Consider the following 26,066-nt stretch of genomic DNA (forward strand, 5'->3'; position numbering starts at 1 on the left):
GTGACGCCGGCTTTTCCTCCGGTTGAGCCGTCGGTTTTTCCGCCGGAATGACGGGGCCGTTTGGTGATGCTGCGGGTTTTTCTGCAGGGATCGGCGCTTTGCCATCCGGCTGAACTTGTTCCTGATCGGGTTTTTGCTCGGGTATCGGGCCGGTCTGAGGGAGAGACGTGGCGATGAGAAGGGCGGCGGCGGAGACTAATGAGATAATTCTAAACAGCATCAAGTAATTCAGCCAATTCTAATGATGATGCCGATAGAACGCGCGAAGCTGTGATTTCGTTGCAATTCAGCAACGTTCGCTTCTTGTCTTAAAAGATGACAATTTTATTCATGATTATGCACGCCGAATATATTGACAATAATACTCATGTTTTTTATGCGGCAGAAAGAAGGCGGGATATTTCCGCCCGTTAACAAGATAACCTAGCCAGCCCCTTGCCTGCATTCGACGCAGCAACCAGCCAGCCCGGTGAAGCAATTCGAAAGGAATGGTTATGGTTGTCCGGCGATCCCGCTCGGTTCTTTTGGCATGCACCGCGTTTCTCGCGCTCGGGCTGGCGACGACATCTCTTGCGCAGACCGCAGCTCAGAACGAAGAGGCGACGGGCGAGGCCGCCAAGGGCGACCGCGTCACCAATCTGAAACCGATTGTGGTGACTGGGAAGGGCAAGGCAAACAAGGATGTGCTTGCCGACTCTCCGACCACAAGTGAGACGACGGCTCAGGACATCGACGACAAGCAAATCACACGTATCGAGGATCTCGGCCGCAGCACCGAGGTCGGCGTCGGCTTCAACCGCGCTACCGGTGGTGTCAATATTCGCGGCCTCGGTGATGACCGTGTGCTGACGACGGTCGACGGCATTCAAATTCCTTTCCTTCTCGATGCTTCGCGCGGCAACGCCAATGGCGCCAATAATGGTGGCAATGGTGGCGTCAACAGCTTCGATTTCAATGCACTTTCGAGCGTCGATATCGTGCGCGGCGCCGATTCCAGCCGTGCCGGCTCAGGCGCTCTCGGTGGTGCCTTCGTGCTTCGCACTCTGGAGCCGGAAGATCTGATTGCGCCCGGTTCTACCTGGGGCGGTGTTTTCAAGTTCGGCTATAATGGCGACGACCGCAGCCTCGGCGGTTCAGCCGCGGTTACCAAGCGCATCGACAATACCGCCGTTCTCTTCCAGGGCGGCTACACGCATGGTCATGAGCTTGAGAACAACGGCGATATCGGCGGCTATTCCACCAAGCGTACCGAGGCTAACCCGGCTGACTACAATCAGAGAAGTGGCCTGTTCAAGATCCGTCAATATACCGACATCGGCACCTTCGGCATCACGGCCGAGCATTACAACAAGGACAAAACCACCGATCTCATGACCCAGCAGAGCCCGACCGGAAACTTCCGGCCCGGCAACTATAACGGGAAAGACAATGTCGAGCGCAATCGCGTTTCGCTCGATTACAAATATGAAGCCGAGAGTGCCGATTCGCTGCTCGATACCGCCAATGCCGTTTTCTACTGGCAGAATCTTCTGCGTGAAGGCGGTGTGGAAGGCTATCGCTATACCTCCGTCATCGGCGACTATTGGCGCCGCAATGAAATGGAAGATCGCAGCATCGGCTTCGCCGGCAATGCATCGAAGTCTTTCGACACCGGCAGCCTGCATCACCAAGTCACTTTTGGTCTCGATGTTGCCTTCGACAAGGTTCACCAGTACTCGGCCGGTGAGGATAGCTGCGCGCTTCCTCGCTGGCGTGCTTCTTGCGCCTTCCTGCACACCAACCAGTCCGATATGCCCGATGTCGATGGCAAGCGCGTCGGCGTCTTCATCGACGACAAGATCGAATTGGGCTCCAGCAATTTCTATTTGACGCCGGGTCTTCGCTTCGACTGGTACGATTACTCGCCGAAGAACACGGCCGCCTATCGCGAGAGCGCCAACTATAACGGCCTGCCCTCCGGGCAATCCGACAGCCGCTTCTCGCCGAAGCTGCGCGCCTCCTATCAGCCGCAGGACAATGTCGAGCTCTATGCGCAATGGGCGATGGCCTTCCGTGCGCCCAGTGTCAGCGAACTCTACGTCAACTACGGCGTGCCCGGCGGTTATGTCACCTACGGCAACCCCGACCTGAAGCCCGAAACCAGCAACGGCATCGAAATCGGCACCAACCTTGGTGACGACGATTTCGGCGGCCATATCGGTGCGTTCTATAACAAGTACAAGAACTTCATCGACACGCTGAACTATCGCGATCCCACGGGCACCTATCCGCTCGGGATTACCGAATACTTCAATCGCGCCAACGTCCGCATGTTCGGTGTCGAGGTCAACGCGCGCAAAAAGTTCGACAACGGCATCCACATAAAGGGCTCGGTCGCCTATGTGAACGGCAAGGACTCCGATACCGGTCAATGGATCAATTCCGTCGCTCCGGCCAAGGCCGCCTTCACCGTCGGCTATGCGACCGAAATCTGGGGAACGGACCTGACCTTCGTCACTGCGGCGCGCGAGGCGAAGAAGACAGGCGACACGCTGCAGGCCCCTGGCTATGGTGTCTTCGATCTGACTGCCTGGTGGGAGCCGGAGCAGGTGAAGGGGCTCAGCATTCGCGGCGGCGTCTACAACATCTTCAACAAGACCTATTACGACGCTCTCAACGCGCCGTCCTATAGCGGCACGCTGACCCAGCCTGCTTCCTATTATTCCGAACCCGGCCGGACCTTCAAGCTGACGCTGACGCAGAGGTTCTAAGCCACCTCATCGATGCAGCAAACTTGGGCGGTGCTTCGGCATCGCCCTCTTTTTTGCCCTCTTGCGTGGCATCGGGAAAATTGCGCAATTGTAAATCGCAGGCTTCGATGCTATTTGACGCCCACAGTCTTCAACCCGTCGAGAAAAAAGAGAGGAGGACCATATGACCAAGATAGTCTGGCATATTCGCCAGTTCGGTCCGACTCGTGCCCTGCAGATGCGTTTGCAGGGCTGATCAGAGGCTGTTTCTCACTCATTCCTCCTGGTCTGCCCCTTGGGCGACGTGAGCCGGCGTATTTGCGCAGCCGCGTCATGACATGTTTTCGAGTATTGGCCTGCTTGGGCCTTTGGCATCGGTTTAGCGCGGCAAAAGAAGCCGCCGGCAATGCCTTGAGATGCTCGATCGAGACCGGAAAAGACCATGACTCTGATCAATCTCCGCAATCTCGGCGTCACCATGAGTGCGCCGCTGTTTTCCAATCTCAACTTCACCATCGATGCCGGTGACCGCGTCGGCATCGTCGCCGCGAATGGACGCGGGAAGACCACGCTGCTCAACTGCATCACGGGTAGGCAGGAGCCGACCACGGGCGAGATCACCCGCGCGCGAGGCTTGCGCGTCGGCTACGTCGAACAGAATGTGCCGGCGGCCCTGATGGATGTCTCCTTTTATGACGCCGTTCTGCGCGCTTTGCCCAAGGAGCAGGTAGAGAGCGAGAGCTGGCGTGTCGACGTCACTCTCGATTCGCTCGACGTGCCGGCGGCGATGCGGGAAAGAACATTGGTGCAGCTCAGCGGCGGCTGGCAGCGGCTTGCCATGCTTGCCCGCGTCTGGGTAACCGAGCCCGATGTGTTGCTGCTCGACGAGCCGACCAACCATCTCGATCTCGCCAAGATCGCGCTGCTGGAGGATTGGCTGAATGCCTTGCCGCGCGACGTGCCCGTCATCATCGCCAGCCACGACCGCGCCTTCCTCGATGCCGTCTGCAATCGAACCCTGTTCCTGCGCCAGGACCAGTCGCCAACCTACGCCTTGCCATATAGCAAGGCGCGTGCGGCGCTGGACGAGGTCGATGCCTCGGATGAGCGCCGTTACCAGAAGGAGATGAAGACGGCACAGCAACTGCGCAAGCAGGCGGCCAAGCTCTACAATCTCGGCGTCAACTCCGGCAGCGATCTTTTGACGGTGAAGACGAAGCAATTGAAGGCTCGGGCCGAGAAGCTGGAGGATAGCGCGAGGCCGGGTTACCGCGAGCGCTCCTCCGGTTCGATCAAGCTCGCCAATCGGGGCATCCACGCCAAGGTGCTGCTGACGCTGGAGGATGCGTCGGTGACCACGCCTGACGGTACGCTGCTGTTCAAGACCGGTCAGCAGTGGATTTGCCAGGGCGACCGCATCGTGCTGCTCGGGCAGAATGGCGCGGGCAAGACGCGGCTCGTGGAGATGATACGCAGGGCGATTGCCGATCAGGCGGTCGGCGGTACGATCAAGCCGACGCCATCCATCGTGCTCGGCTACAGCGATCAGGGGCTCTCCAATCTTGACCAGAAGGACACGCCGCTCGGCATGGTCACGCGCCTGTTCGAGCTCGGCGAGCAACGTGCCCGCACGCTGCTGGTCGGGGTCGGGATAAATATCGATATGCAGGGCAAAGAGATCGGCCGCCTATCTGGCGGGCAGAAGGCGCGGCTTGCCATGCTGGTGCTGCGGCTGACCAATCCCAACTTCTACCTCCTGGACGAGCCGACAAACCATCTGGATATCGATGGCCAGGAGGCGCTGGAGGGCGAGCTGACGGCAAATGAGGCTAGCTGCCTTCTCGTCTCGCACGACCGCAGCTTCGTGCGATCTATCGGCAATCGCTTCTGGCTGATCGACCGGAAGCGGCTGGTCGAGGTGGATGGTCCCGAGGAGTTCTTCGAAGCCGCCAGAGCGCAAGAGTAGACGAGGGCGGAATCTTCAGGCGGCCAACTGACCCAAAAACAGATTGGCCGCCATGAAATCCACGAAGACCCGTATTTTCGGAGAGAGATAGCGGCTTGTGGGCCACAATATGCGGAAGATGCCTGTCTTCCCGATATGGTCTTCGAGCAGTGGCACGAGCCGGCCATCGGCGATTTGTGCGCTGACGGCAAAGGACGGCAAAGATGTTATGCCGAAGCCATTCTCGGCGAGATGGATGAGCGGCTCGATGGTGCTGGCGATCGTCGTCGTCGGCAAGGTGAGCCGCAACTCCTCTCCATTACGCACCAGAGGCCATGGTTCCAGCTTGCCCGTACTGGGATAGCGGTGATGCAGGCATTTGTGCTGAAGCAGGTCTTCAGGTGTAAGCGGGGTTCCTTCCGCTTTCAGATAGTTGGGTGCGGCGACGATTTGAAAGCGGAACGTCCCGAGTTTGCGGCTCATCAGCCTCGTATCCCTGACGTCGCCGGTGCGGATGACCGCATCGAATCCCTCCTCGATCACATCGACCAGCCGGTCGGTAAAATCCAGATCCAGCGTGATATCGGGATAGGTGCGCATGAACGCCGATATTGCCGGCATCAGCAGCATTCCGGCCAAGGGTAGGCTGACGCGAAGATGACCGCGAGGAGCCGCATGCGATTTCGAAAGCTCTGCCTGAGCCGTATCCAACTCGGAGATAATGCGCCGGCAGGTGTTGAGAAAGAAGCTGCCTTCTTCTGTCAGGGTCATGCTGCGGGTCGAGCGGTGAAAGAGGCGGACCCCCATCTCCTGTTCGAGGCGGGCGATCGCCTTGCCCACGGCGGAACTGGAGAGGCCAAGCCGTCGCGCGCCCGCGACGAAGCTGCCGCCTTCCGCCGTTTGCACAAAGATGCCGAGCGTTCCAAGCCTGTCCATCGCCACTCCGATTGCGGAATATAATTCCGATCTTATGAGAATACCGGATCATTTATCCGCTATCTTAACCCCGATATCCAGTGTCGGCGCGGCAAGGACGCCGCTTTTCTAGAGGAACCGCAATGGATACGAACTCTGCACATTTCATCGCCCAGCCGCTGCCGACTACCTTCATCGTCAATGTCATCCACGTTCATCCCGGCAAGCAGGAGGAAGCCTTCCGGGTGATCCAGGATGTTGTTCACTACGTCGCCGAAAGGAAAGAAGGGTTCCTCTGGAGCAATCTCGCCAAGAGCACGGACGGTCTTACGGTTGTGAATATCGAAGCCATCAAGGGCGCCGGCAATGTCGATGAATTCTTTTCCGATCCGGTCTTTGTCGAGAAATTCCGCAGGCTCGACCAGGTTTCGACGAGCGAATTTCACACCTACACCGTTGGTGATCTGGTTTTGCCGAAGCTCGGACATTCCGAAAGTGGTCGCGTCTAAGGAACCTTGATCGATCGCGAGCGGACGGTGCTTTCTTATGCCGGAAACTTTCCTTCCATCTTCCGCTTGCGCATCGCGGCATCTCACGCTAACAATTCCCGCCATGAACATGTCCTTGAACAACATTGCGGTTTGGTGGTGGGCACGCTGAGGCGGCCTCGACCAATCGTGTTCAAAGACGACGAGTGAGCCGCCCGAGATTTCGAGGCGGCTTTTTTGTTATATTGGCCGCCTGTCGTCCGGGCCCGATAACGGAGTGAGGAACAATGGTAACGATCCTTCGGGATGATGGTGCGGAGATCTACGAGACGAAGGGCGGCATCACCGTCACCCGGCAGCGTCGGCCGACGCCCTATGCGGATGCGGTTTTGTCCTACATCGACAAACTCGACGAGCGCCGCGGCGCGGTCTTCTCCTCCAATTACGAATATCCCGGCCGTTATACGCGTTGGGATACCGCCATCGTCGATCCGCCGCTCGGCTTGTCCTGCAATGGGCGCGATGTCTGGATCGAAGCCTATAACGAGCGCGGCGAAATCATTCTCGGCTTCATCGCGGATAAGCTGAAGACGGTTTCGGAGGTCGTTCTCGGCGCTTCGACGCCGCGCCGGCTCGATCTGACCGTAAAGACGCCGGATCGCGTCTTTACCGAGGAAGAGCGCTCGAAAATGCCGACGGTCTTCACCGTGCTGCGTGCCGTCACCGAGCTGTTCTATTCGCAGGCCGATGCCAGCATCGGCTTTTACGGCGCTTTCGGATACGATCTGGCTTTCCAGTTCGACGCGATCGATCTGAAGCTCAAGCGACCGGACGACCAGCGCGACATGGTGCTCTACCTGCCGGACGAAATCCTGGTGGTGGACAACTATTCCGCCAAGGCCTGGATCGACCGGTACGATTTCGCCAAGGGCGACGTATCGACGGAGGGCAAGTCGGGCGAGATCGCGCCCGAGCCATTCAGGCACACCGATGCCATTCCGCCGAAGAGCGATCATCGCCCGGGCGAATATGCCGAGCTGGTGGTCAAGGCGAAGGAGAGCTTCCGCAAGGGCGATCTTTTCGAAGTCGTGCCCGGCCAGAAGTTCATGGAGCGCTGCGAGAGCAAGCCGTCGGATATTTCCAAGCGGTTGAAGGCGATCAATCCGTCTCCCTATTCCTTCTTTATCAATCTCGGCAATCAGGAATATCTCGTCGGCGCTTCGCCTGAGATGTTCGTGCGCGTATCCGGCCGCCGCATCGAGACCTGCCCGATTTCGGGCACGATCAAGCGCGGGGACGATCCGATCGCCGACAGCGAGCAGATCCTGAAGCTCTTGAACTCCAAGAAGGACGAGTCCGAGCTGACCATGTGCTCCGACGTCGATCGAAACGACAAGAGCCGTGTCTGCGAGCCGGGTTCGGTCAAGGTCATCGGCCGCCGGCAGATCGAGATGTATTCGCGCCTCATCCACACGGTCGATCATATCGAGGGTCGCCTGCGCGACGACATGGACGCCTTCGACGGCTTCCTGAGCCACGCCTGGGCCGTCACCGTCACCGGCGCGCCGAAGCTTTGGGCCATGCGTTTCATCGAGAGCCACGAGAAGAGCCCGCGCGCATGGTATGGCGGCGCGATCGGCATGGTCGGCTTCAACGGCGACATGAACACCGGCCTGACGCTGCGCACCGTTCGCATCAAGGACGGCATTGCCGAGGTGCGGGCCGGCGCGACGCTGCTCAACGATTCGATCCCCGAGGAAGAAGAAGCCGAAACTGAACTGAAGGCCTCCGCCATGCTTTCCGCTATCCGTGACGCCAAGACCGGCAATTCCGGCAAACAGCAACGGGACGTTGCTTCCGTCGGCAAGGGCGTGAAGATCCTGCTCGTCGATCACGAGGACAGCTTCGTCCATACGCTTGCCAACTACTTCCGCCAGACGGGTGCGACGGTTTCGACCGTTCGTACGCCGGTGCCGGAAGAAGTCTTCGACCGGCTCGATCCGGATCTCGTCGTGCTGTCGCCTGGTCCCGGCAATCCGAAGGATTTCGATTGCAAGGCGACGATCAAGAAGGCGAGGGCGCGCAACCTGCCGATCTTCGGCGTCTGCTTGGGCTTACAGGCGCTGGCCGAAGCCTACGGCGGCGAGCTGCGCCATCTGGCGATCCCGATGCATGGCAAGCCCTCGCGCATCCGAGTGTTGGAGCCCGGTCTGGTCTTCTCCGGTCTTGGCCGCGAAGTGACCGTTGGCCGCTATCACTCGATCTTTGCCGATCCGTCGAGCCTGCCGCGCGACTTCATGATCACGGCCGAGAGCGAAGACGGCACGATCATGGGCATCGAGCATGTGAAGGAGCCGATCGCAGCCGTCCAGTTCCACCCGGAATCGATCATGACGCTCGGCGGTGATGCCGGCATGCGGATGATCGAGAATGTCGTGGCGCATCTGGCGCGCCGGGCAAAGACGAAGGCCGCCTGAGGTTGGCGTTTAGAATTCGGAAGTTTGATAGTCCCATGCACTCGGAAAAAGTGCATGGGACTATTTTTATGCCTTGAAAGAGCCAATAAACCGCTGAAGAGATTGAATGATGGCGGGGGCGTTCAGTCGGTGATCTCAAGGATATTCAAGGGCGTTCTCTACGTCGTTCTTGCTGTCGTGCTCCTCGTCGGTCTCGGCATCGTCGTGCCACGGCCGCTCTGGCATGACGGGCCGGCTGTCCGCACCGAACGCTCCCAGCAAGTCCTCATGCTCAGCAACCCCATCCATACGGACATTGCCATTCCCGTCGATGCCGATCTCCTGAGCCGCTTCGCCTTCCTGCGGCCGGCCGGGCTCGATCTCGACAATCCCAACCTGCGCTATCTCATCTTCGGCTGGGGCGGCAGGAGCTTCTATACAGAGACGCGCACGTGGGCTGATTTGAAGGCGGGTCCCGTGCTGAAGAGCTTCGCGCTCGACCGTTCCGTCATTCATGTGGAGCTCGCAGGCGATATCCCGCTGGATGCTCCGGCTGTCACTGCGATCAACCTCGATGCCGCCGGGCTGGAGCGGCTCAAACAGTTCATTCTCGGCAGTTTCGATCGCTTTGACAGTGGCCCGATATCTCTGCCTGGCAGCAACTACGGACCCAACGATGCGTTCTTCGAAGCGCGGGGCTATTTCAATGCTTTGATGGGCTGCAACACCTGGACGGCTGCCGCGCTGAGGCAGGCGGGATTGACCTCCGGCCTTTGGACATCCTTGCCCTTGATGCTGCGAATGTCCCTGAGGCTGCATAATGACGATGAACGCTTTGTAGCACGCCATGCCCTGCCTTGAGGCGGTTTGACTTGCTTCAGGTTGTATCCTAATCTTTGCGCCGTTCCTGTGGGGCACATCGGCATCGCGCCGAAAGGGCTAGGCCTGCCCGCTGATATCCTCAGCAGGAGTCTGCCCATGCCAACCCTCGATACCTATCGCAAGCAAGCCAAGCTCTTGATGCGCTGGCACCGTGAGCGCGACTATTCCATTGGCGGAAGAGTCCGAATGCTCGATCGTTTCAAGGAGTTGACGGATCGCGAGATCCTGGCGATGAAGTTCCCCCTAACGCTGGCGCAGGAGATCGTTGCGGTCGAAGCGGGCCACGGGAGCTGGGCGGAATTGAAGTCCGTCGCAGCGGACGCGCTGAAGATGCCGGCCGCATTGGCAGAACCGCCGATTTTCAAGAGAGTGGTTCCGATCCTTTTCGTGCGGGATGTGACGGTCAGCGCAGTCTTCTTCAGGGAGAAGCTTGGCTTTGTGGAGGAATTTCTGCATGGGTTGCCGCCATTCTACGGTGCCGTGTCGCGTGATGGCATCCGGATTCACCTGCGGCTCGTCTATGAACCCTATTTTGCAGCTGCTGCGGCGAAAGAGGGCGCGCTGATCCTGGCGTCGATCGAGGTTTCGAACGTCCAGGGATTGTTCGAGGAATTCAAGGCGAAAGGCGTGGAGTTTGCGCAGCCGCTCACCAAGCAAGCTTGGGGAGGCACCGATTTTCACGTGCGCGATCCCGATGGAAACGTGATCTCGTTTGTTACGTTCAGGTCGTAACATTTTGATCCGTCGAGGATTGCCGCAGAGCGGCCACCGTCACATATCCTCGCAGTCCTGCCAGCCTTCCTCGAAGACCAGCTTGTCGAGCGGCAGACGGTCGCGCCATCCCTTCACCGCAAGTTCCGGCATATCGTAGAGCTCGTCGACATAGCCGACACAGAGCCATGCGACGATCTTGACGTGTTCGGGTATGCCGAGGATCGCCTTGATGGCATCCTCGTGGAAGATGCTGACCCATCCGACGCCGACGCCTTCGGCCCTTGCCGCAAGCCAGAGGTTCTGCACGGCGCAGACCGTCGAATAGACATCGGTATCCGGATTGTGGGTGCGGCCGAGCACGACGGGACCGCCGCGCTTGGTGTCGCAGGTGATGCAGATGCTGAGGGGCGCCTTGCGAATGCCTTCCAGCTTCAGCCGCTGATACTGCGCGCGGCGATCGCCTTCGAACATCGCACAGGCCTCCTCATTGGCTTGATGGAAGGCCTGCCACACGCGCTCGCGCGTCTCGCTCTGACGGATCAGGATGAAATTCCACGGCTGCATGAAACCGACCGACGGCGCCGAATGAGCGGCCTTGAGCAAGCGCCGGACAAGATCGTCGGGCAGGGGATCGGGCCGGAACTGGTCACGCACGTCGCGCCGCGTCTCGATGGCGCGATAGACGGCGCTGCGTTCCCCCTCCGAAAATGCCCCGGCTGTAACCAGATGGTCCGACACACCCGCGGGAGCGTCGGCGATGGACGGTGTAGCATCGGCAGTCTTTTCAGGAGCGGGCATGTTCAACCATGATTTTTATTAGGCGGCGTATCGGCCGGTATCGACGACCCTTGCACACCAGGCTGAAGCACAGCTTAGTGCTGGATGGCAAGCCAAACTAGCAGGACGATTTTCCACAGGCGAGCGCATTATCGGCTTCCAATTGTTGTGGAACGGCGGTTTGGGAAACGTCTTCCTCATGTTCCGCGAATGGACTGCCCGGATGGCGCTTCCTTCAATCCGCACATCGGCAACGAATTGTGGTGTGAAAAGGTGACTGCCTTTGACAAACGCGAAGTCCTGGCCCATATGGACCGTCAATAAGCCGCCTGCGCGAAAATCCGCGCGGGCGGTTTTGCATTTCAACGGCGCCTTTTTTGCAATTCATTCGCATAAGCAGGCGTGGGGGCATTTGGAGACGGGCATGAACAGTCAGGGAAACGATACGATCAGGCGGCTCGCCCTTTGGGGCATTCCGCTGTCGCTCGGCGTCATGGGGCTGAAGATGCTGGCCTGGTGGTTGACAGGCTCCGTTGCGCTTCTGTCCGATGGACTGGAATCGCTCGTCAATGTCGTTGCCGCTTTCATCGCCTTTTTCGTCATCCGTTATGCCCAGAAGCCGGCCGATCACGATCATCCCTTCGGGCATCACAAGGCGGAATATCTCTCTGCTGTTACCGAAGGCGTGATGATTGTCGTTGCGGCGCTGATGATCGTGCAGGAAGCGGTCGGGCATCTCGGTAATCCGCAGCCGATGCAGGCGCCTGTGCTGGGTCTCGCCATCAACTTCGTCGCCGGCGTCATCAACGGCGTGTGGGCCCTGACGCTGATCCGCGCCGGAAGGACGCACCGCTCACCGGCACTGACGGCGGACGGCCAGCATATCATGTCGGATGTCTATACTTCGATCGGCGTGCTCATCGGCTTGTTGCTGGCGCTCGGCACCGGCCAGCCGATCTTCGACCCCGTACTTGCCATTCTTGTTGCCATCAACATTCTCTACCAGGGCTGGAAGGTCATCTCCACTTCGATCGATGGGCTTATGGACAAGGCCGTCCTGCCGGAAGAGGAGGAGACTATCAAGAGTGCGATCGCGGGGAATGCCGAGGGTTCGCTCGGCGTGCATGATCTCAAGACGCGCAGGGCAGGAGCAGTGACCTTCGTCGATTTTCATATGGTCGTGCCCGCCGCCATGCCGGTGCGAGAGGCACACAGAATCTGCGACCGCCTTGAAGATGCCATACGGGCGATCCATGCGGGCGCCGAAATAACCATTCATGTGGAGCCGGAGGGCGAGAAAGCCCATGGTATCCGCGTCAAAGTGATCAAGGAGACCTGAGATGCCAAAGACCGATGTGTCCGGCCTGTCGATGCTCGGCAACCAGACGGAGACCGCCAGCAACCCGGAAGAAGCCGTTCTGGAGAAGGTGCCGTCCGGCCATGCCGGCACCGATTATGTCGTGCGCTTCACAGCGCCCGAATTCACCTCGCTCTGCCCGATGACGGGACAGCCGGATTTCGCCCATATCGTCATCGACTACATTCCGAACGAATGGCTGGTCGAATCGAAGTCGCTGAAGCTTTTCCTGCATTCCTTCCGCAATCATGGTGCTTTCCACGAGGATTGCTCGATCTACATCGCCAAGCGCCTTGTGGATCTGCTGCAGCCGAAGTGGCTGCGCATCGGTGCTTATTGGTATCCGCGCGGCGGCATTCCGATCGACGTCTTCTGGCAGACCGGCAAGCCGCCGGAGGGTGTGTGGCTGCCGGATCAGGGCGTGCAGCCCTATCGCGGCCGAGGCTGAATGAAAAAGCCGCCATCCGGAGATGGCGGCTTTTCTGCTAGATGCGATCAGACTGCGGCTCAGGCAAACGAGTTGTCGTCGCCGTTGTCATAGGACGAGTCATCATAATCGTCGTCCTGAGCGTCTTGGGCAGCATCCTGGGCGTAATCGGCCGCGCTCTGATCATTCTGGTCGCTATTATCGTCATTGCCGAAATAGTTGTTGTTGATGATCGTTTCCTGCACCGGTTGCTCGGCAGCATTGGCCGCCGTGCCTCCGAAGAGGCCGCTGCCGGCATTGCCGCCGAAGAGGCCGCCGCCAGTACCGCCCAGATGCGGGCTGAAGAGGCTGGAGAGCGATTCCGCCAGCATCACACCGCCGGCCACGCCGGCCGCCGTACCAAGCGCGCCGCGCAAGAAGCTGCCGCCGGCCGAAGGCGCTGATGCCTGTTGGCTCCACGGGCCGGATGGTTGCGGCTGGCCAGCCCAAGGGCCGGGCTGAGGCGCATTGCGGGCATAATCGTCATAGAGCCGGCCCTGCTGCTGCGGATTGCCGCCCTGTGGAGCTACGGCGCGCTGCTGGCCGCCACCGAAGAGCGAGCCGATCCCGCCCAGGAAGCCGCCGCTCTGGCCTTGCGGATGGGTGTCGGCGCCCTGCTGCTCGAGTTCGTGCACGCGGGCTTCGAGCTGCTGGATGCGATCGGCCGCAGCCTTCATGCCCTGTTCCTGCATGATGACGGCCTGCGCCAGGAAATAGGGCGCATAGGGCTGGTCGCGGACCGCCTGGTTGATGAAGGCCTCTGCATCGGCGTCGCGGGGCGTGCTGGCGGCACCGCGCACGCGATCGAAGAGAGAAGCGAGCAATTGACGTTCTTCTGGCGACATGATGGCCTCCTTGGCTATCCGTGCTGCAAATTAGGGGCGCGATTTCTAACCGCGCTGACCTGACGTAGGATCAAATCTCGGCTTTTCAAAGCCATTCAAGTTACATTTCGGTAATCCGCAATCATAACACCATGTTGTCAGTCGCTATTCCCGCCTTGTCTTTTTCCGGCATTGTTTTACGCATTGAGTCGCACTATGTGCGGTGAACGACGCATCATGCTGGAGAGTTGAATGAACGACGAAGACGAACAGGAAGACAAGAAGACCGAGCAGCCCTTGGGCAAGGACGCGGAGGCGAATCTTTTCAAGTCGCGTTCGATCTTCATCTATGGCGGCATCACGCAGGAACTGGCGCAGAAGGTCTGCTCGCAGCTCGTGGCGCTTTCCGCTGCCAGCGACGATGATATCCGCATCTATGTGAATTCGCCCGGCGGTCACGTCGAATCAGGCGATTCCATTCACGACATGATCAAGTTCATCAAGCCGAAGGTCTGGATGATCGGTACGGGCTGGGTTGCTTCCGCCGGTGCGCTGATCTATGTCTCCGTTCCCAAGGAGCGCCGCATTTGCCTGCCGAACACGCGCTTCCTGCTGCACCAACCGTCCGGCGGCACGCGCGGTATGGCCTCCGACATCGAAATCCAGGCACGCGAGATCATCAAGATGAACGAGCGCCTGAACAAGATTTTCTCGGAAGCCACCGGCCAGCCGATCGAAAAGATCGCCAAGGACACGGATCGCGACTACTGGCTGTCTGCTGAAGAAGCCAAGGCTTACGGCCTGGTCTCGCGCATCGTGACCTCGCAGGCAGAAATCTGATCTGACGGGTTTTCCCGATGGAATTAAGCGCCCTCGCTTGCCGGAAGGCTGGCGGGGGCGTTTTTGCGATGAAGTAGTTTTGATCGAAAGCCCAAAGCTGGCGGCAGAAATCTCCGCCGCCAGCCTTCGCCACTCTGGAGTTGCAACGTTTCCGGGAGCGGCGAACTCGAAAGCTTAAGTTTCAAGCGGAGTGCGCCTCCTAGATGGTGATCTCTACCGGTATTCCCTCAGGCATGGTGATGACAGCCTCATAGAAGCCGTCGCCGGTGGTGCGGGGCGCGGATTTCAGGCAATTATCCGCCTTGCATCGTTCGGCCAGCGCATCAACCGCAGCTTTGCTGCCGAGCGATATGGCAATGTGGTCCCAGCCAATGCGTTCACTCTGCGAGTCGCGGGGAAGCCAGGGACCGGTCATCAGTTCGATCTGGTCGTCGCTTCCAGGCAAGGAAACAAAACGGGAGACGAAGCCAGGCCGTCGCAGGCTTCGATAGGCTTCGCCGACGGTCGCGCCGAAATAGGTCTTCCAGAAATCGACGGCGGCATCGAGATCATGCGTCCATAGAGCGGTATGAGCGATCCGCATTGGTCTCTCCCTGTTCCTGTTCGTGATTGCGGGTGACGATACCGGCGCAGAGAGGTGCGACGCAGAGGAGTGCGGCGAGCATCCAGAATGCGCCGGGCAGGCCAAGATGATCCGCCGCAAAACCGACGCCGGCGGGGCCGACGAGCACCCCGGCATATCCCGTCATGGTGATGGCCGCGACGGCCAAGCCTGCCGGCATGACCTTTTGCGCGCCGCCCTTGCGGAAGAGCACCGGGACGATGTTGGAGGCGCCAAGACCGATCAGCAGGAAACCACCCATTGCGAGGATCGAAATTGGGCTAAGCAGGAGGACGACAAAACCTGTAACTGCAATCACGCCGCCCCATAGCATGACCACCCTGTCTCCGACCCTTACTGTAATGGCATCGCCACTCAACCGTCCGATCGTCATCGCAATGGCAAACAGCATGTAACCGAGACCGCCATGGCTCGCGTCGACCCGGTCCTGCGTCGTGAGGAGCAAGGCGCTCCAGTCTAGGATCGCGCCTTCGACGAGGAAGGTGATTGCTGCCAGCGCGGCGAGCAGCAGCACGAAGCCGCGCGGCATGACGAAAAGCGGCGCGTCTTCCGCGGGGACGGTCCGAAGCAGGCGGGGCCATGTGACGAGTATGGCGACGACCATCACGGTCGAGCTTAGAAGCGTGGCGGCGAGAGGGCCGGCCTTGACGGACAGGAGCAGCGTGACGAGCAGGGAACCGATGAAACCGCCGATGCTGAACAACGCATGGAAGCCGGACATTAGTGGCCGGTCTGCGCCTTTCTCCACTTCGACGGCGTGGATGTTCATGGCAACGTCGAGCGATCCGAGGCAGGCGCCAAAGGCCGCCAGCGCAAGGCCCAGGGTGAACGGCGAGTTGGCCACGGCTAGTGTTGGTAAAATGAGTGCGAGGCCGAGTCCGCTCGCGATGATGATCGGCTTGCTGCCATATCGGGCGCTCAGCATACCGGTCGCCAGCATCGCCGCCACCGAGCCCAGACCGAGGCAAAGCAGCAGCATGCCCAGCACGCCGTCATCGACTCTGAGGCGAGCTTTGGCGAAAGGGACGAGGGGCGCCCAGCAGGCGAGAGCGAAGCCCCCGACCAGAAAAGCAAGTCGTGTTGCCAGCCGGGTTTCCGGCTGATCCGTGGATTGCATGGTCATTTCTTGTCTTTCGAAATCAGGAGGATGAGGTGACGTCGCTTGCTTTGACGAGCGAGAAGCCGGCGTCGGCGGCCGCTTTTTCGTCTGCGGCAGGCAAGTCATCCTCGACAACGAGCCAGTCGATATCATCGGCGCCACCGATGCGGTGCGGTGCGCGTTCGTGAAATTTCTCCGAAGTAATCAAGGCGATGCGGGCAGCGCTTCTCTTCAGTAGCGTCCGTTTGAAGATCGCATCTGCATGTTCGTACACGCTGATGCCGATTCTTGCCGAAACGGCGCAGACACCCAGGAAACAACGGTCGATGTTCATGGCTTCGATGGCCGCAACGGCGGACGCATCGACGCTGCCGCCGACGATGGGATCAACTGCGCCGCCGATCAGGACAAGCGGGATGTCGCCGCGCTTCATGATGGCACTGGCGATATCAATGGAATTCGTCGCGATGGTCGCTTTCAGATCCTTCGGCAGAAGATCGACTATTGCGAGATTGGTGCTGCCGCTGTCGAAAAACAGGAATTCACCCGGCTCGATCATTGCGACGGCGGCTTTGGCCAAGGCTTTCTTGCGGCCTGATTCCTGTCCGACGCGGGCGGCCATGGGCTGCGATGGTGTCAGCAGGGGGAGCGCGCCGCCATAGACGCGGCGGCATTTGCCCTCTGCGGCAAGCGCCCGCAGATCGCGGCGCACGGCATCTTCGGACACGTTGAATTCGGCAGCCAGAGATGCGGCCACGATCTGCCGGCCCTCTGCAAGCCGCGCTTCGATGACGTCCCGGCGGGACAAGGGGAGTGGATTGCTCATAATCATGCATTAACGTGCATAAACGAGATAGTCAATTTGCATATTTGTACACGATTTGAATCATGCTTGATATAGACGGCGGTCGATTCGACCTTGCCGCCGTTACTTCGTCCGGAACTGCACTTGCACGCCCGATGCTTGTGATGCTCCATGCGGTTTCAATCGATCATCGCCCCTGAGTCTCCGCCGCCATGCTCAAAGATTTTTCCATTCAAAGCCTGTTCATGGGATGCCTTACGGCTTTTGTCGGCTTTGCCAGTTCCTTCGCCGTGGTCTTCCACGGCCTGCAGGTGGTGGGCGCCACGGATGCACAGGCGGCCTCCGGTCTGACGGCGCTTTCCGTTGCGATGGGCCTCTGCGCCATCGTTCTCAGCATGGCAACCAAGCTTCCGATCAGCATTGCCTGGTCGACGCCTGGCGCGGCGCTATTGGCGAGTGCAGGGGCGATCGAGGGCGGCTTCCCGACAGCTGTCGGTGCATTTTTCGTTTGCGGCATATTGATCGTTGTTGCCGGGCTTTTTCGGCCTTTTGGCCGGGCGGTCGCATCCATCCCGGCACCGCTTGCCAATGCCATGCTGGCCGGAGTTCTGCTCGGCCTCTGCTTCGCACCGGTGAAGGCGATCGCCTTCAATCCTGCCTTCGGCCTGCCGATCATCCTTGCCTGGATCGTCGTTGGGTCCTTCAAGCGGTTATGGGCGGTGCCGGCGGCGCTTGCTGCCTTTGCATTGGTGCTGGCCTTCGGCGTGAAGATACCCGATGGCGCCTTTGCTTCGCTCGAACATTCGCTGCTGCCGACGGCCGAATTCGTGAAGCCGGTCTTCACGCTTGCCGGCATTGTGTCCATAGCGCTGCCGCTGTTCATCGTGACGATGGCGTCGCAGAACATTCCCGGCATTGCGGTGCTGAAGGTGCATGATTACGACCCGAAGCCAGGTCCGCTGTTTGCCGTGACCGGCGTGTTCTCGCTGCTTGCCGCTCCCTTTGGAGGTCATGCCGTCAATCTGGCGGCCATCACCGCCGCCATGTGCGCCGGACAGGATGCGCATGCCGATCCCGCGCGGCGTTATTGGGCGGCGATCGTCGCCGGCATTGGCTATGTGATCCTCGGATTGCTGGCGAGCGCGGTTACGGCTTTCGTGGCGCTGGCGCCGCCTGTTCTCATCGAGGCGGTTGCCGGTCTGGCGCTGGTCGGTGCGCTCTCCAATTCCGCCTTGAACGCCTTCCAGCAGCCGGAATCGCGCGAGGCGGCCGCCATCACTTTTCTCGTGACGGCATCGGGTGTTTCCTTCGGCGGGATCTCCGGCGCCTTCTGGGGGCTGATCGCAGGCGGATTGATGCTGGCGCTGTCGCGCGGCGTGCAGATGCTGAAGAAGTAGGCGAGGGGTTGCTTCTTTTTGATCCGGCGGCTATAAGCGCGGCCATGAAGCTGAATGGCGCAAAGATTTCCGAACAGATTGCACGTGGGCGCGTTGCCCTGCGTGACAATACGCGCGCCCTTACCTCGCTTCTCCTCCTCGGCCTTACGCGCGGTTGCCGGGTCCTTTGAGGAGCGCCCGGCGGCCGAAAAGCCCGCTGGCCATCGCTCCTCGCGACTTACCCTAAAATCGATAGCTTACCCGCAAAGGGTCCGCATTTGTCATCGCCAAGCCGCATCCGATCGGCTAAGACGCGGGATAAAATGACGGGAAAGGAAGAGACGAGACCATGGACGCGAACAGCCATTCCCCCAAAGGCATGCCCGAAGCAGCGGTGAAATACCGCGCCTATCCCCAGATCAACATTCCCGACCGGACCTGGCCGTCCAAGACCATTACGAAGGCGCCGATCTGGTGCTCGGTCGACCTGCGCGACGGCAATCAGGCGCTTGTCGACCCGATGGGCCATGACCGCAAGGCGCGCATGTTCCAGCTGTTGCTGGATATGGGCTTCAAGGAAATCGAGATCGGCTTCCCGTCGGCTTCGCAGACCGACTTCGACTTTGCCCGCTGGTGCATCGAACAGGGCAATGTGCCTGCCGACGTATCGCTGCAGGTTCTCGTCCAGTGCCGCCCGGAATTGATCACCCGCACCTTCGAAGCGCTGGAAGGCGCCAACAAGCCGATCGTGCATTTCTACAATTCCACCAGCGAATTGCAGCGTCGCGTGGTGTTTGCCAAGGATGTGCAGGGCATCAAGCAGATCGCCGTTGATGCCGCCAAGATGATTAGCGATATGGCTGCCAAGGCCGGCGGCGGCTATCGCTTCGAATATTCGCCTGAGAGCTTCACCGGCACCGAGCTGGATGTGGCGCTGGAGATCTGCAACGCCGTCATCGACGTTATGAAGCCGACGCCTGACAACAAGCTGATCATCAATCTGCCGTCGACGGTCGAAATGGCGACGCCGAACATCTATGCCGACCAGATCGAATGGATGTGCCGCAATCTCGACAACCGCGAAAACCTGATCATCTCCCTGCATCCGCACAATGACCGCGGCACCGGCATCGCCGCCGCTGAGTTGGCCTTGATGGCCGGCGCCGATCGCGTCGAAGGCACGCTGTTCGGCAATGGCGAGCGCACGGGCAATGTCGATGTCGTCACCATGGCGCTGAACATGTTCACGCAGGGCGTCGATCCGGAGCTCGATTGCTCCAACATCGAGCGCATGAAGGAAGTCTTCGAATATTCCAACCAGATGGCGATCGGCGAGCGTCATCCTTACGTCGGCGAGCTGGTCTATACCGCCTTCTCCGGTTCGCATCAGGATGCGATCAACAAGGGCATGAAGGCCGCCAAGGTCGCCAACGATCCGGTGTGGGAAGTGCCGTATCTGCCGATCGACCCGCAGGATGTCGGCCGCACTTATGAGGCGATCATCCGCATCAACTCGCAGTCCGGCAAGGGCGGCATCGCTTATATCATGCAGCAGGACTACGGCTTGAATCTGCCGCGCAATCTCCAGGTGGAATATCGCGAGGGAATCCAGCGCATCACTGACGAGGAAGGCAAGGAACTGCCGTCCAAGCGCATCTATGAGCATTTCATCGAGCGCTATGTGACGCAGCCGGACGCACGGCTCCGCTTCGTCGATCATCACACTTTCGCCGATCCCGAGCACAAGGGGCAGCGCATCGTCGCGGCCGAAATCACCGACAATGGTGAGGTAAAGCGCATCGAGGGCAGGGGCAACGGCCCGATCGACGGCTTCATCAATGCGCTCTCGATCTATCTCGGCATTCCGATGTCGGTCGAGGATTATTCCGAGCATTCGCTCCAGCACGGCTCCAACGCTGCGGCGATCTCCTATGTCGAGGTCTCCTATCCGGGCGGCAAGCTTTTCGGCGCCGGCATCAACACCAATATCGTCGCGGCGTCTCTCGAGGCGATCGTATCGGCGGCGAACCGGGTGCTTGCAGTCAAGGCGGCCTAAGGCTCTGGCTTGCTTCCAGTTCTGGTTTGAAGGCCCCCTCGTTTTCGAGGGGGCATTTTTATTGCACATCAGTCGGCCGCTGGCTCATCCTCTTCGATGAGGCCGCCGGATTGGTGCGACCACAGCGTTGCGTAGATGCCGTTTTGGGCGATCAGTTCCGCATGCGTGCCGTCCTCGATGATGCGGCCGTGGTCGAGCACGACGATGCGGTCCATGCGCGCGATGGTTGACAGGCGATGCGCGATGGCGATCACGGTCTTGTCTTCCATGATGCCGTAGAGCGTATCCTGGATTTCGGCTTCGACTTCGGAATCGAGGGCGGAGGTTGCTTCATCGAGCACCAGGATCGGGGCATCCTTCAGGATAGCGCGCGCAATCGCCACGCGCTGCCGCTGACCGCCGGAGAGCTGGACGCCACGTTCGCCGGCGTGCGCGTCGAAACCGGTTCTTCCTTCCTGATCCCGCAGGCCCGCGATGAAATCGCTGGCGGCAGCCTTCTCGGCGGCATCCAGAATCGCATTTTCCGAAAAGTGCGGATTGCCATGGGCGATGTTATCGCGGATGGAGCGGTGAAGGAGCGATGCCTCCTGGCCGACCACGGCAATCTGCCGGCGCAGGCTATCCTGCGTCACCTGCCGAATATCCTGCCCGTCGATTTCGATGGTGCCTGCCTCTGGATCGAAGAAGCGCAGCAGCAGATTGACTAGCGTCGATTTGCCGGTGCCGGAGCGGCCGACAAGGCCGACCTTCTGGCCCGCCGCAATTCGAAGCGAAACGTTGTCCAGCCCGCCGTCTCCCTTGCCGTAGTGATGCGTGACCTGCCGGAAGACGATTTCGCCCTTGGTTATGGCAAGCGGCTTTGCGTCTGGCGCATCGGTAATCGCAAGCGGCTGCGAAACAGTCAACAGTGATTGCCGCATGGCGCCGAGGTGGGCAAAGAGCGAGGAAACGGCATCCAGCATCCATTCGGCCATGCCGGTTATGCGGAAGCTTAAGGCAAGTGATGCCGCGATCAACCCGAGTGGCGCTCCGCCGGACTGCCAGAGGACGACCGCATAGCCGACTAGCGCGACGATGAGGAAACTGCCGAGGAACAGCATGCTCGAATTGACCAGCACCTCAAGCTTCTGCACCCGAACGAATGTCTCGCGGGTTTGAGCGAAACGACGACGGGCTTCCTTGTCTTCCGCCCTGGCATCGGCAAAAAGCTTGATGAGGTCGATATTGGCATAGCTATCGACCAGCATGCCCGTCAGCTCGGCATAGGCTCCCTGATACTGCGCGGAGGCCTCCTGCAGGCGAGGGATGACATAGGACATCAGTGCGAGATAGCAGAGAAGCCAGACGGCGAGGGGCCAGATCAGGCGCGGGTCGATCGAGGCCATCAGCCAGAGCGAACCGGCCACATAGATCGTCACGAAAGACAGGGTGTGCAGCACCGCATAGGCGGCGCCCGTTGCCGCCGTACCGATGTCGCGCACCTGGCTCGCGATGCGCCCGGAAAAATCCTGACGAAACCAGCCGACGGATTGCCGGAGGACATGACGGTGAGCCCGCCAACGGAACAGGGTCTCGGCATTGGGCCGGAATGCGATGTCATCCAGGCTTTCGCGGAGATAGCCGGCAAGCGGCCTTCCGATCAGGACGAGGGCTGCTGCAGCGAGCAAGCCCAACCCTTCGGATACCCAAAAGTCTTCCCGCCGGGCGACAGCCAGATTATCCACCAGCCTGCTGGAATAGCCGATGAGCCAGATCTCGATGACGGCGCCGATGACAGTCAGGCCGAGGCTCATCGCCATGACTGTGCGAAACGGGCGAAGGTTGTTTAGAAGATAGCGCCAGGCCTTGGATGATGGTTGCGGCTGGTCATGATCCTGAAATGGATCGACAAGCTCTTCGAAGCGACGAAACATGAGTGCCCTCCACGGGCGAAGATATCAATCTGATGGTCGGGCCGATAAAGCAGCCCTTCACGGCACTGCTTCTCAGCGGTGGTTTCCTGTGCCGTGATTTTTCATCAGAGTGCTCTCCTCATTGGTCGCTGCAACCTACATAGCTTGTATCGGTGCCGATGTCAGCAGCAATTGTATCGGGGATCGTTCGACATATATGAGCGAATACCGTCCTTTACACGGCTCGCGTTGAGGTCGTCCGAGAATATATATGTTTCAATGGTGAATTTTGCTCAGACCTGGCCTTTGGCAAGTTCATCGCGTCGCTTCGTCAGACGCTCGAGCTCTTCTTCCTGTTCGGCTATCCGCTCGGACGCCCGCTCTTCGTCGGCAGCGCCGGAAAAGGCTGCTGCCTGCTCAATCAGTTCGCGAAGATTTTCCCTGATCGCTGCGATACGCCTGTCGATTTCAGGAATGGTCAGCAGAACGTCGGACATGTCGAAACTCCAGCAAGACTATCGGACCCCACACGATTACCGCGCCCTATTATCCATCGACCGGCTGGTGGCTGCAAGCGGCAAAACGGATGGGATATCAGTCAGATCTCCGAGGATACCCGATTGGCGATCTGATCGAGCATCGCATTCGAGGAGGGGCCAACGATCGCATAGGTGGTACCGTTGCGATGCCAGGATACGATGCTGATATCGTCCTTGATGGTTTCGCTGAAATCGTCGTCGGCGATGCCGTCCGTCTTGGTAAAGCAGATGGCGACGACATCGCCATCGAGGTTCTTGTAGATCAGCTGGCCGACAGGCTTACCGGCGGCGATGGACATGCGCGCGCCCTGGAAGACGAGACCATCAGCTGCGAGATCCGGCAAGTTGAATTTGACGCCGACCGTGCTTGCCAGCCATTTGGCGATCTCGTCCAACTGGCTTGCCTGCAACTCGACCATATGCTGCGGCTGACGCGCATAGATGCGGTGGTAGGCAGCAATATCCTCCAGCCAGTTGCGAGTCATAAGCTGTGACGGGGTCGGCGGAGGGCTCGCCGGGACATCAGCGGGTTGCATACCGAAAAGATAGCCGATGCCGCCGCCGACGGCGAACAGGATAAGGGCCGCGGCCAATGATTGCTTGCCCGTCGGTGCCAGTTTCAGCGAATGCCTGGTAATACGCGGAGATGGCTCTCGGGTCTTGGGCGGCTGAGCGCTCTTGATGGAGCGAACGAGGGCCAGCGGTACCGGCTCCTTCAGAACCTCATCGAAAGCCTTCCGGCCGACATCGGAGCCGTGTTTCAGCTCATCGAAAATACGCCGGGCGTCCGCGTCGGAGGCAATGAGCCTTTCCAGCTCTTCTTTTTCTTCGCGGCTCGTCTCGCCATCCATGAAGGCGGACAAGCGGACTTCGAGCGGCGTTTTCTTCATATCTTGCAATACTTAAAACCTTCGGGACGAGCGGCTATGACCCTGGGAGGCGAGGTAAAGGCGTGCGCTGGAGAGCCTTGATGTCACCGCCGCCAACGGGATGCCGAGAACATCGGCCGCCTGCTTGTAGCTGTGTCCTTCGACATCGACCAGCAGGAAGACACTGGCAAGTCCTTCGGGCAAAGATGTGACAAGGCGATGCGCTTCACCGGCTTCCACCGGATTTAAATGGGTTTGTGATGCCGGATCGCCCTGTTCCAGGGCATTGCCCTTGCCGGTGGGACGTAGCTTGTGACGTCGCGCTTCGTCGACCCATTGGTGCCGGGCCATGGTGTAGAGCCAGCTTTCCAGCTTGCCGCCGCTGTTCCAAAGATGGAACTTGGCTATGCCGCGTTGACAGACGTTTTGGACAAGCTCGTCCGCCTCGGCAAGATCGCCGGTCAGCGTCACAGCAAAGCGGCGAAGCTTCGGAAGAAGACCGACCAGATCGCGTCTGATATCGATGGCTGCTACCGGCGTTGGCATGACGGTTCCAGGAAGGCGTTGGAGGTTGTCAGATCGGCAATTTGCTTCCGCGATCGACGGCCTTCCCCGTAAGAAAGGTGATGCGAGCGGAATAATCGTCCTGTGCTGATATGAACCATTTTCCTGCCGTTTCGCAAGTCTTCAAAAGCACCCGCGCGTTTGACCGTCATCCTTAATGCGCTATCCCACAATGTACCGACGCGTACTGCACCAATGTTGGCCCAAGCCCTCCAAGAAGCAGCAACCTGATCGGATACAGGTTCCCGAAGCTGGCATGCGTCGCTCCTCACGATGCATTCCTTATTTCGGAATTTCAGTGCTTCGATTGTAGCTCCGTATCTTAGAAAACGCTACCGAAACGATGCGCGCTACGACGCAAAAAGCTCGTCATGTCGCCAGAATATCGAAGCCTTCGGGGTCGACGCCGTTGCCACTGTCGTTGAGGCTATAACGCTCCGCTTTCAGTTCCCAGGCGCCGGGACGGCCGGCGATGGTGAAGAGATTATAGGCAGCGCGCGGCTTCAATCCGCCGACCCCTTGCGATGCGGAGGCGATCCCTACGACGGGAATCGAACCCATGTGTCCCCGCAGCCAGTGCAGGGTGTTGAGATGTGTATGGCCGTGCAGGACAAGTTCGGCGCCGCCGGTGGAGATGACGGCTGCGAAACGGCGAATGCCGATCATCCGCTTGTAGAAGCTGGTCGCGCCGCGAATCGGCGGGTGATGGATCATGACGACACGAAAGAGCCCGGCATCGCCCGCTGCGCGCAGGATATTCACCGTCTCGCGGGCCTGGCGTGAGGAGTAGAAGCCGCTTGCGGCAAAGGGCGGGGTGGCGACGGCTGTGGAGCATCCCACAAGCGCGACCTGCCCGCGGATGCGCAGATAGGGGAAAATGCGCTTGTCCTCCTGCCATTCGGCGGGAGCCTCGTCGCCGCGGACATAGGGATACCAGGAGCGCATTGCCTTTTCGTAGGCACCGGGCACGTAGGCATCGTGGTTGCCGGGAACGACGGATGTGTGAAAGGGATCGCCGACCGTCTTCAGCCATGCGGCCGCTGTTTGGATCTCCATGCCGCTTGCAAGGTTGACGAGATCGCCGGTTACGGCCAGATGATCGGCCTGTTTCGCCTTGATGTCCTCAAGAAGGAGATCAAGCGTATCGCCAAAAAGATGCTTGCGCCGGTTCCGGTGCCAGTTCACAAATCCGGTAATGCGTTTGGAGGCGAGTTCTCTGATCGAAAGACGTGGCAGCGGACCAAGGTGAACATCGGAAATATGCGCGAGCTTGAACATGGGATGAGACATAGCCCACTCTATTGTCAAAACAAATACATCCTCGATCCGATTGCAGATCACGATGCCGGGGTTCCGGCATGAGTGAAGACGATCGACGCGATGAAAGGCAGGGTTTGGCTGTGCGTCTGTTCGGCCGCGCGTTGCATGTCTATTTCGTGCTGACCCGCAGCATGACGATCGGCGTGCGCGCCGCCTGCTTCGATCGTGAAGGGCGGATTTTCCTCGTGCGACACTCCTACATTGCCGGCTGGCACATGCCCGGCGGCGGCGTCGAACGCCATGAGACTGTGGAGCAGGCGCTCGAAAAGGAGCTGCGTGAGGAAGGCAATCTGATGATCTCAGGCAAGCCGCAGCTCTTTCACGTCTATTTCAACAATCACACCAGCAAACGCGACCACGTCGTCTTCTATCGCGTGGAGGTCACCCAGACCGCGCCGCGCAAACCGGATCGCGAAATCGTCGAAAGCGGCTTCTTTCCGGTCGATGCGCTGCCGCCGGGCACGACGAAGGCAACCTATCGCCGGCTTAAGGAGCTGGAAGGGGCATTGGCTCCCTCCAGCTACTGGTAGT

The 26,066-nt window shown here is 59.6% G+C and carries 23 protein-coding genes and 1 pseudogene; 12 read left to right on the forward strand and 12 right to left on the reverse strand.

From position 1 onward, the window contains the following. Positions 1 to 220: pseudogene (locus AC13QE_RS05115) on the reverse strand (extensin family protein); the annotation flags it as partial. Between the two features lie 274 nt (positions 221 to 494). On the opposite strand from AC13QE_RS05115, the gene AC13QE_RS05120 reads away from it, so the two are divergent. Next, the gene (locus AC13QE_RS05120) at positions 495 to 2,750 is read left to right on the forward strand and encodes a TonB-dependent hemoglobin/transferrin/lactoferrin family receptor (RefSeq protein WP_488482879.1); all 2,256 of its coding nucleotides are present in this window, start codon (positions 495 to 497) and stop codon (positions 2,748 to 2,750) included. Between the two features lie 421 nt (positions 2,751 to 3,171). Further along, on the forward strand, positions 3,172 to 4,695 hold the full coding sequence (locus AC13QE_RS05125) for an ABC-F family ATP-binding cassette domain-containing protein (RefSeq protein WP_488482880.1): 1,524 nt from the start codon (positions 3,172 to 3,174) through the stop codon (positions 4,693 to 4,695). Positions 4,696 to 4,710: 15 nt separating this feature from the next. On the opposite strand, the gene AC13QE_RS05130 is transcribed toward AC13QE_RS05125, so the two are convergent. Then, positions 4,711 to 5,610 carry a LysR family transcriptional regulator gene (locus AC13QE_RS05130; RefSeq protein WP_488482881.1) on the reverse strand — a complete coding sequence of 300 codons (900 nt, stop codon included), beginning with the start codon at positions 5,608 to 5,610 and terminating at the stop codon, positions 4,711 to 4,713. A 122-nt stretch (positions 5,611 to 5,732) separates the two neighbouring features. Here AC13QE_RS05130 and AC13QE_RS05135 point away from each other — a divergent pair, with 122 nt between their 5' ends. The 4 genes from AC13QE_RS05135 (at position 5,733) to AC13QE_RS05150 (ending at position 10,147) form a co-directional block, all read left to right on the forward strand. After that, complete coding sequence (locus tag AC13QE_RS05135; RefSeq protein ID WP_488482882.1) at positions 5,733 to 6,098, forward strand: antibiotic biosynthesis monooxygenase; 366 nt, start codon at positions 5,733 to 5,735, stop codon at positions 6,096 to 6,098. Positions 6,099 to 6,364: 266 nt separating this feature from the next. Continuing rightward, entirely contained in the window at positions 6,365 to 8,554 is a 2,190-nt protein-coding gene (locus AC13QE_RS05140) for an anthranilate synthase (protein WP_488482883.1), read from the forward strand. A 54-nt stretch (positions 8,555 to 8,608) separates the two neighbouring features. Then, a complete protein-coding gene (locus AC13QE_RS05145) occupies positions 8,609 to 9,394 on the forward strand; it encodes a TIGR02117 family protein (RefSeq protein ID WP_488482884.1) in 786 nt (261 codons plus the stop codon). A gap of 117 nt (positions 9,395 to 9,511) precedes the next feature. Next, positions 9,512 to 10,147 carry a glyoxalase superfamily protein gene (locus AC13QE_RS05150; RefSeq protein ID WP_488482885.1) on the forward strand — a complete coding sequence of 212 codons (636 nt, stop codon included), beginning with the start codon at positions 9,512 to 9,514 and terminating at the stop codon, positions 10,145 to 10,147. A gap of 39 nt (positions 10,148 to 10,186) precedes the next feature. Here AC13QE_RS05150 and bluB read toward each other — a convergent pair whose 3' ends face one another. After that, positions 10,187 to 10,927 (reverse strand): 5,6-dimethylbenzimidazole synthase, encoded by a 741-nt coding sequence (gene bluB, locus AC13QE_RS05155; protein WP_488482886.1) that lies wholly within the window; start codon positions 10,925 to 10,927, stop codon positions 10,187 to 10,189. A gap of 403 nt (positions 10,928 to 11,330) precedes the next feature. Here bluB and AC13QE_RS05160 point away from each other — a divergent pair, with 403 nt between their 5' ends. Next, on the forward strand, positions 11,331 to 12,245 hold the full coding sequence (locus tag AC13QE_RS05160) for a cation diffusion facilitator family transporter (RefSeq protein ID WP_488482887.1): 915 nt from the start codon (positions 11,331 to 11,333) through the stop codon (positions 12,243 to 12,245). Between the two features lies 1 nt (position 12,246). Then, positions 12,247 to 12,711, forward strand: coding sequence for a preQ(1) synthase (gene queF, locus AC13QE_RS05165; protein ID WP_015340658.1), 465 nt, complete (start codon positions 12,247 to 12,249; stop codon positions 12,709 to 12,711). A gap of 59 nt (positions 12,712 to 12,770) precedes the next feature. Here the strand turns inward: queF and AC13QE_RS05170 are convergent, their stop codons facing one another. Beyond that, positions 12,771 to 13,574 carry a DUF2076 domain-containing protein gene (locus tag AC13QE_RS05170; RefSeq protein ID WP_132717177.1) on the reverse strand — a complete coding sequence of 268 codons (804 nt, stop codon included), beginning with the start codon at positions 13,572 to 13,574 and terminating at the stop codon, positions 12,771 to 12,773. A gap of 231 nt (positions 13,575 to 13,805) precedes the next feature. Here AC13QE_RS05170 and AC13QE_RS05175 point away from each other — a divergent pair, with 231 nt between their 5' ends. Then, positions 13,806 to 14,393, forward strand: coding sequence for an ATP-dependent Clp protease proteolytic subunit (locus tag AC13QE_RS05175; RefSeq protein WP_132717176.1), 588 nt, complete (start codon positions 13,806 to 13,808; stop codon positions 14,391 to 14,393). 199 nt (positions 14,394 to 14,592) lie between these two features. On the opposite strand, the gene AC13QE_RS05180 is transcribed toward AC13QE_RS05175, so the two are convergent. Genes AC13QE_RS05180 through AC13QE_RS05190 form a run of 3 tightly spaced genes read right to left on the reverse strand, consistent with a single transcriptional unit; the run spans position 14,593 to position 16,940 of the window. Then, entirely contained in the window at positions 14,593 to 14,976 is a 384-nt protein-coding gene (locus AC13QE_RS05180; protein WP_488482888.1) for a VOC family protein, read from the reverse strand. After that, positions 14,942 to 16,132, reverse strand: a complete 1,191-nt coding sequence (locus tag AC13QE_RS05185) for an MFS transporter (protein WP_488482889.1) — start codon at positions 16,130 to 16,132, stop codon at positions 14,942 to 14,944. The genes AC13QE_RS05180 and AC13QE_RS05185 overlap by 35 nt, the downstream gene beginning before the upstream one ends. 22 nt (positions 16,133 to 16,154) lie before the next feature. Continuing rightward, positions 16,155 to 16,940, reverse strand: coding sequence for a DeoR/GlpR family DNA-binding transcription regulator (locus tag AC13QE_RS05190; protein WP_488482890.1), 786 nt, complete (start codon positions 16,938 to 16,940; stop codon positions 16,155 to 16,157). Positions 16,941 to 17,131: 191 nt separating this feature from the next. Between AC13QE_RS05190 and AC13QE_RS05195 the strand changes: the two genes are divergently transcribed. Both AC13QE_RS05195 and leuA read left to right on the forward strand, forming a co-directional pair. Further along, on the forward strand, positions 17,132 to 18,316 hold the full coding sequence (locus AC13QE_RS05195; protein ID WP_132717172.1) for a benzoate/H(+) symporter BenE family transporter: 1,185 nt from the start codon (positions 17,132 to 17,134) through the stop codon (positions 18,314 to 18,316). Between the two features lie 328 nt (positions 18,317 to 18,644). Then, positions 18,645 to 20,351, forward strand: a complete 1,707-nt coding sequence (gene leuA, locus AC13QE_RS05200; RefSeq protein ID WP_488482891.1) for a 2-isopropylmalate synthase — start codon at positions 18,645 to 18,647, stop codon at positions 20,349 to 20,351. Between the two features lie 68 nt (positions 20,352 to 20,419). On the opposite strand, the gene AC13QE_RS05205 is transcribed toward leuA, so the two are convergent. The 5 genes from AC13QE_RS05205 to AC13QE_RS05225 all read right to left on the reverse strand — a co-directional run bounded on the left by AC13QE_RS05205 (position 20,420) and on the right by AC13QE_RS05225 (position 25,523). Then, entirely contained in the window at positions 20,420 to 22,264 is a 1,845-nt protein-coding gene (locus AC13QE_RS05205) for an ABC transporter ATP-binding protein (protein WP_488482892.1), read from the reverse strand. A gap of 272 nt (positions 22,265 to 22,536) precedes the next feature. After that, complete coding sequence (locus AC13QE_RS05210) at positions 22,537 to 22,740, reverse strand: hypothetical protein (RefSeq protein WP_488482893.1); 204 nt, start codon at positions 22,738 to 22,740, stop codon at positions 22,537 to 22,539. Positions 22,741 to 22,841: 101 nt separating this feature from the next. Beyond that, positions 22,842 to 23,681 carry an anti-sigma factor family protein gene (locus tag AC13QE_RS05215; protein WP_207899610.1) on the reverse strand — a complete coding sequence of 280 codons (840 nt, stop codon included), beginning with the start codon at positions 23,679 to 23,681 and terminating at the stop codon, positions 22,842 to 22,844. A 3-nt stretch (positions 23,682 to 23,684) separates the two neighbouring features. Next, entirely contained in the window at positions 23,685 to 24,197 is a 513-nt protein-coding gene (locus AC13QE_RS05220; protein WP_488482894.1) for an RNA polymerase sigma factor, read from the reverse strand. A 387-nt stretch (positions 24,198 to 24,584) separates the two neighbouring features. Next, positions 24,585 to 25,523 carry a metallophosphoesterase family protein gene (locus tag AC13QE_RS05225; protein ID WP_488482895.1) on the reverse strand — a complete coding sequence of 313 codons (939 nt, stop codon included), beginning with the start codon at positions 25,521 to 25,523 and terminating at the stop codon, positions 24,585 to 24,587. Between the two features lie 50 nt (positions 25,524 to 25,573). Here AC13QE_RS05225 and AC13QE_RS05230 point away from each other — a divergent pair, with 50 nt between their 5' ends. Further along, positions 25,574 to 26,065: an NUDIX domain-containing protein gene (locus tag AC13QE_RS05230; RefSeq protein WP_488482896.1), complete on the forward strand. Its 492-nt coding sequence runs from the start codon at positions 25,574 to 25,576 to the stop codon at positions 26,063 to 26,065. The last annotated feature ends 1 nt before the right edge of the window (position 26,066 follow it).

Source organism: Martinezella sp. CNPSo 3957 (assembly GCF_057784395.1).

Excerpts from the sequence above, each read along its gene's own strand:
- AC13QE_RS05205 (WP_488482892.1), bottom strand. The coding sequence starts at position 22,264 with ATGTTTCGTCGCTTCGAAGAGCTTGTCGATCCATTTCAGGATCATGAC.
- AC13QE_RS05130 (WP_488482881.1), bottom strand. The coding sequence starts at position 5,610 with ATGGACAGGCTTGGAACGCTCGGCATCTTTGTGCAAACGGCGGAAGGC.
- AC13QE_RS05140 (WP_488482883.1), top strand. The coding sequence starts at position 6,365 with ATGGTAACGATCCTTCGGGATGATGGTGCGGAGATCTACGAGACGAAG.
- AC13QE_RS05185 (WP_488482889.1), bottom strand. The coding sequence starts at position 16,132 with ATGCAATCCACGGATCAGCCGGAAACCCGGCTGGCAACACGACTTGCT.
- AC13QE_RS05230 (WP_488482896.1), top strand. The coding sequence starts at position 25,574 with ATGAGTGAAGACGATCGACGCGATGAAAGGCAGGGTTTGGCTGTGCGT.
- AC13QE_RS05135 (WP_488482882.1), top strand. The coding sequence starts at position 5,733 with ATGGATACGAACTCTGCACATTTCATCGCCCAGCCGCTGCCGACTACC.
- leuA (WP_488482891.1), top strand. The coding sequence starts at position 18,645 with ATGGACGCGAACAGCCATTCCCCCAAAGGCATGCCCGAAGCAGCGGTG.
- AC13QE_RS05170 (WP_132717177.1), bottom strand. The coding sequence starts at position 13,574 with ATGTCGCCAGAAGAACGTCAATTGCTCGCTTCTCTCTTCGATCGCGTG.
- bluB (WP_488482886.1), bottom strand. The coding sequence starts at position 10,927 with ATGCCCGCTCCTGAAAAGACTGCCGATGCTACACCGTCCATCGCCGAC.
- AC13QE_RS05180 (WP_488482888.1), bottom strand. The coding sequence starts at position 14,976 with ATGCGGATCGCTCATACCGCTCTATGGACGCATGATCTCGATGCCGCC.
- AC13QE_RS05210 (WP_488482893.1), bottom strand. The coding sequence starts at position 22,740 with ATGTCCGACGTTCTGCTGACCATTCCTGAAATCGACAGGCGTATCGCA.
- AC13QE_RS05195 (WP_132717172.1), top strand. The coding sequence starts at position 17,132 with ATGCTCAAAGATTTTTCCATTCAAAGCCTGTTCATGGGATGCCTTACG.
- AC13QE_RS05220 (WP_488482894.1), bottom strand. The coding sequence starts at position 24,197 with ATGCCAACGCCGGTAGCAGCCATCGATATCAGACGCGATCTGGTCGGT.
- AC13QE_RS05120 (WP_488482879.1), top strand. The coding sequence starts at position 495 with ATGGTTGTCCGGCGATCCCGCTCGGTTCTTTTGGCATGCACCGCGTTT.
- queF (WP_015340658.1), top strand. The coding sequence starts at position 12,247 with ATGCCAAAGACCGATGTGTCCGGCCTGTCGATGCTCGGCAACCAGACG.
- AC13QE_RS05145 (WP_488482884.1), top strand. The coding sequence starts at position 8,609 with ATGGGACTATTTTTATGCCTTGAAAGAGCCAATAAACCGCTGAAGAGA.
- AC13QE_RS05175 (WP_132717176.1), top strand. The coding sequence starts at position 13,806 with ATGAACGACGAAGACGAACAGGAAGACAAGAAGACCGAGCAGCCCTTG.
- AC13QE_RS05160 (WP_488482887.1), top strand. The coding sequence starts at position 11,331 with ATGAACAGTCAGGGAAACGATACGATCAGGCGGCTCGCCCTTTGGGGC.
- AC13QE_RS05150 (WP_488482885.1), top strand. The coding sequence starts at position 9,512 with ATGCCAACCCTCGATACCTATCGCAAGCAAGCCAAGCTCTTGATGCGC.
- AC13QE_RS05190 (WP_488482890.1), bottom strand. The coding sequence starts at position 16,940 with ATGAGCAATCCACTCCCCTTGTCCCGCCGGGACGTCATCGAAGCGCGG.
- AC13QE_RS05125 (WP_488482880.1), top strand. The coding sequence starts at position 3,172 with ATGACTCTGATCAATCTCCGCAATCTCGGCGTCACCATGAGTGCGCCG.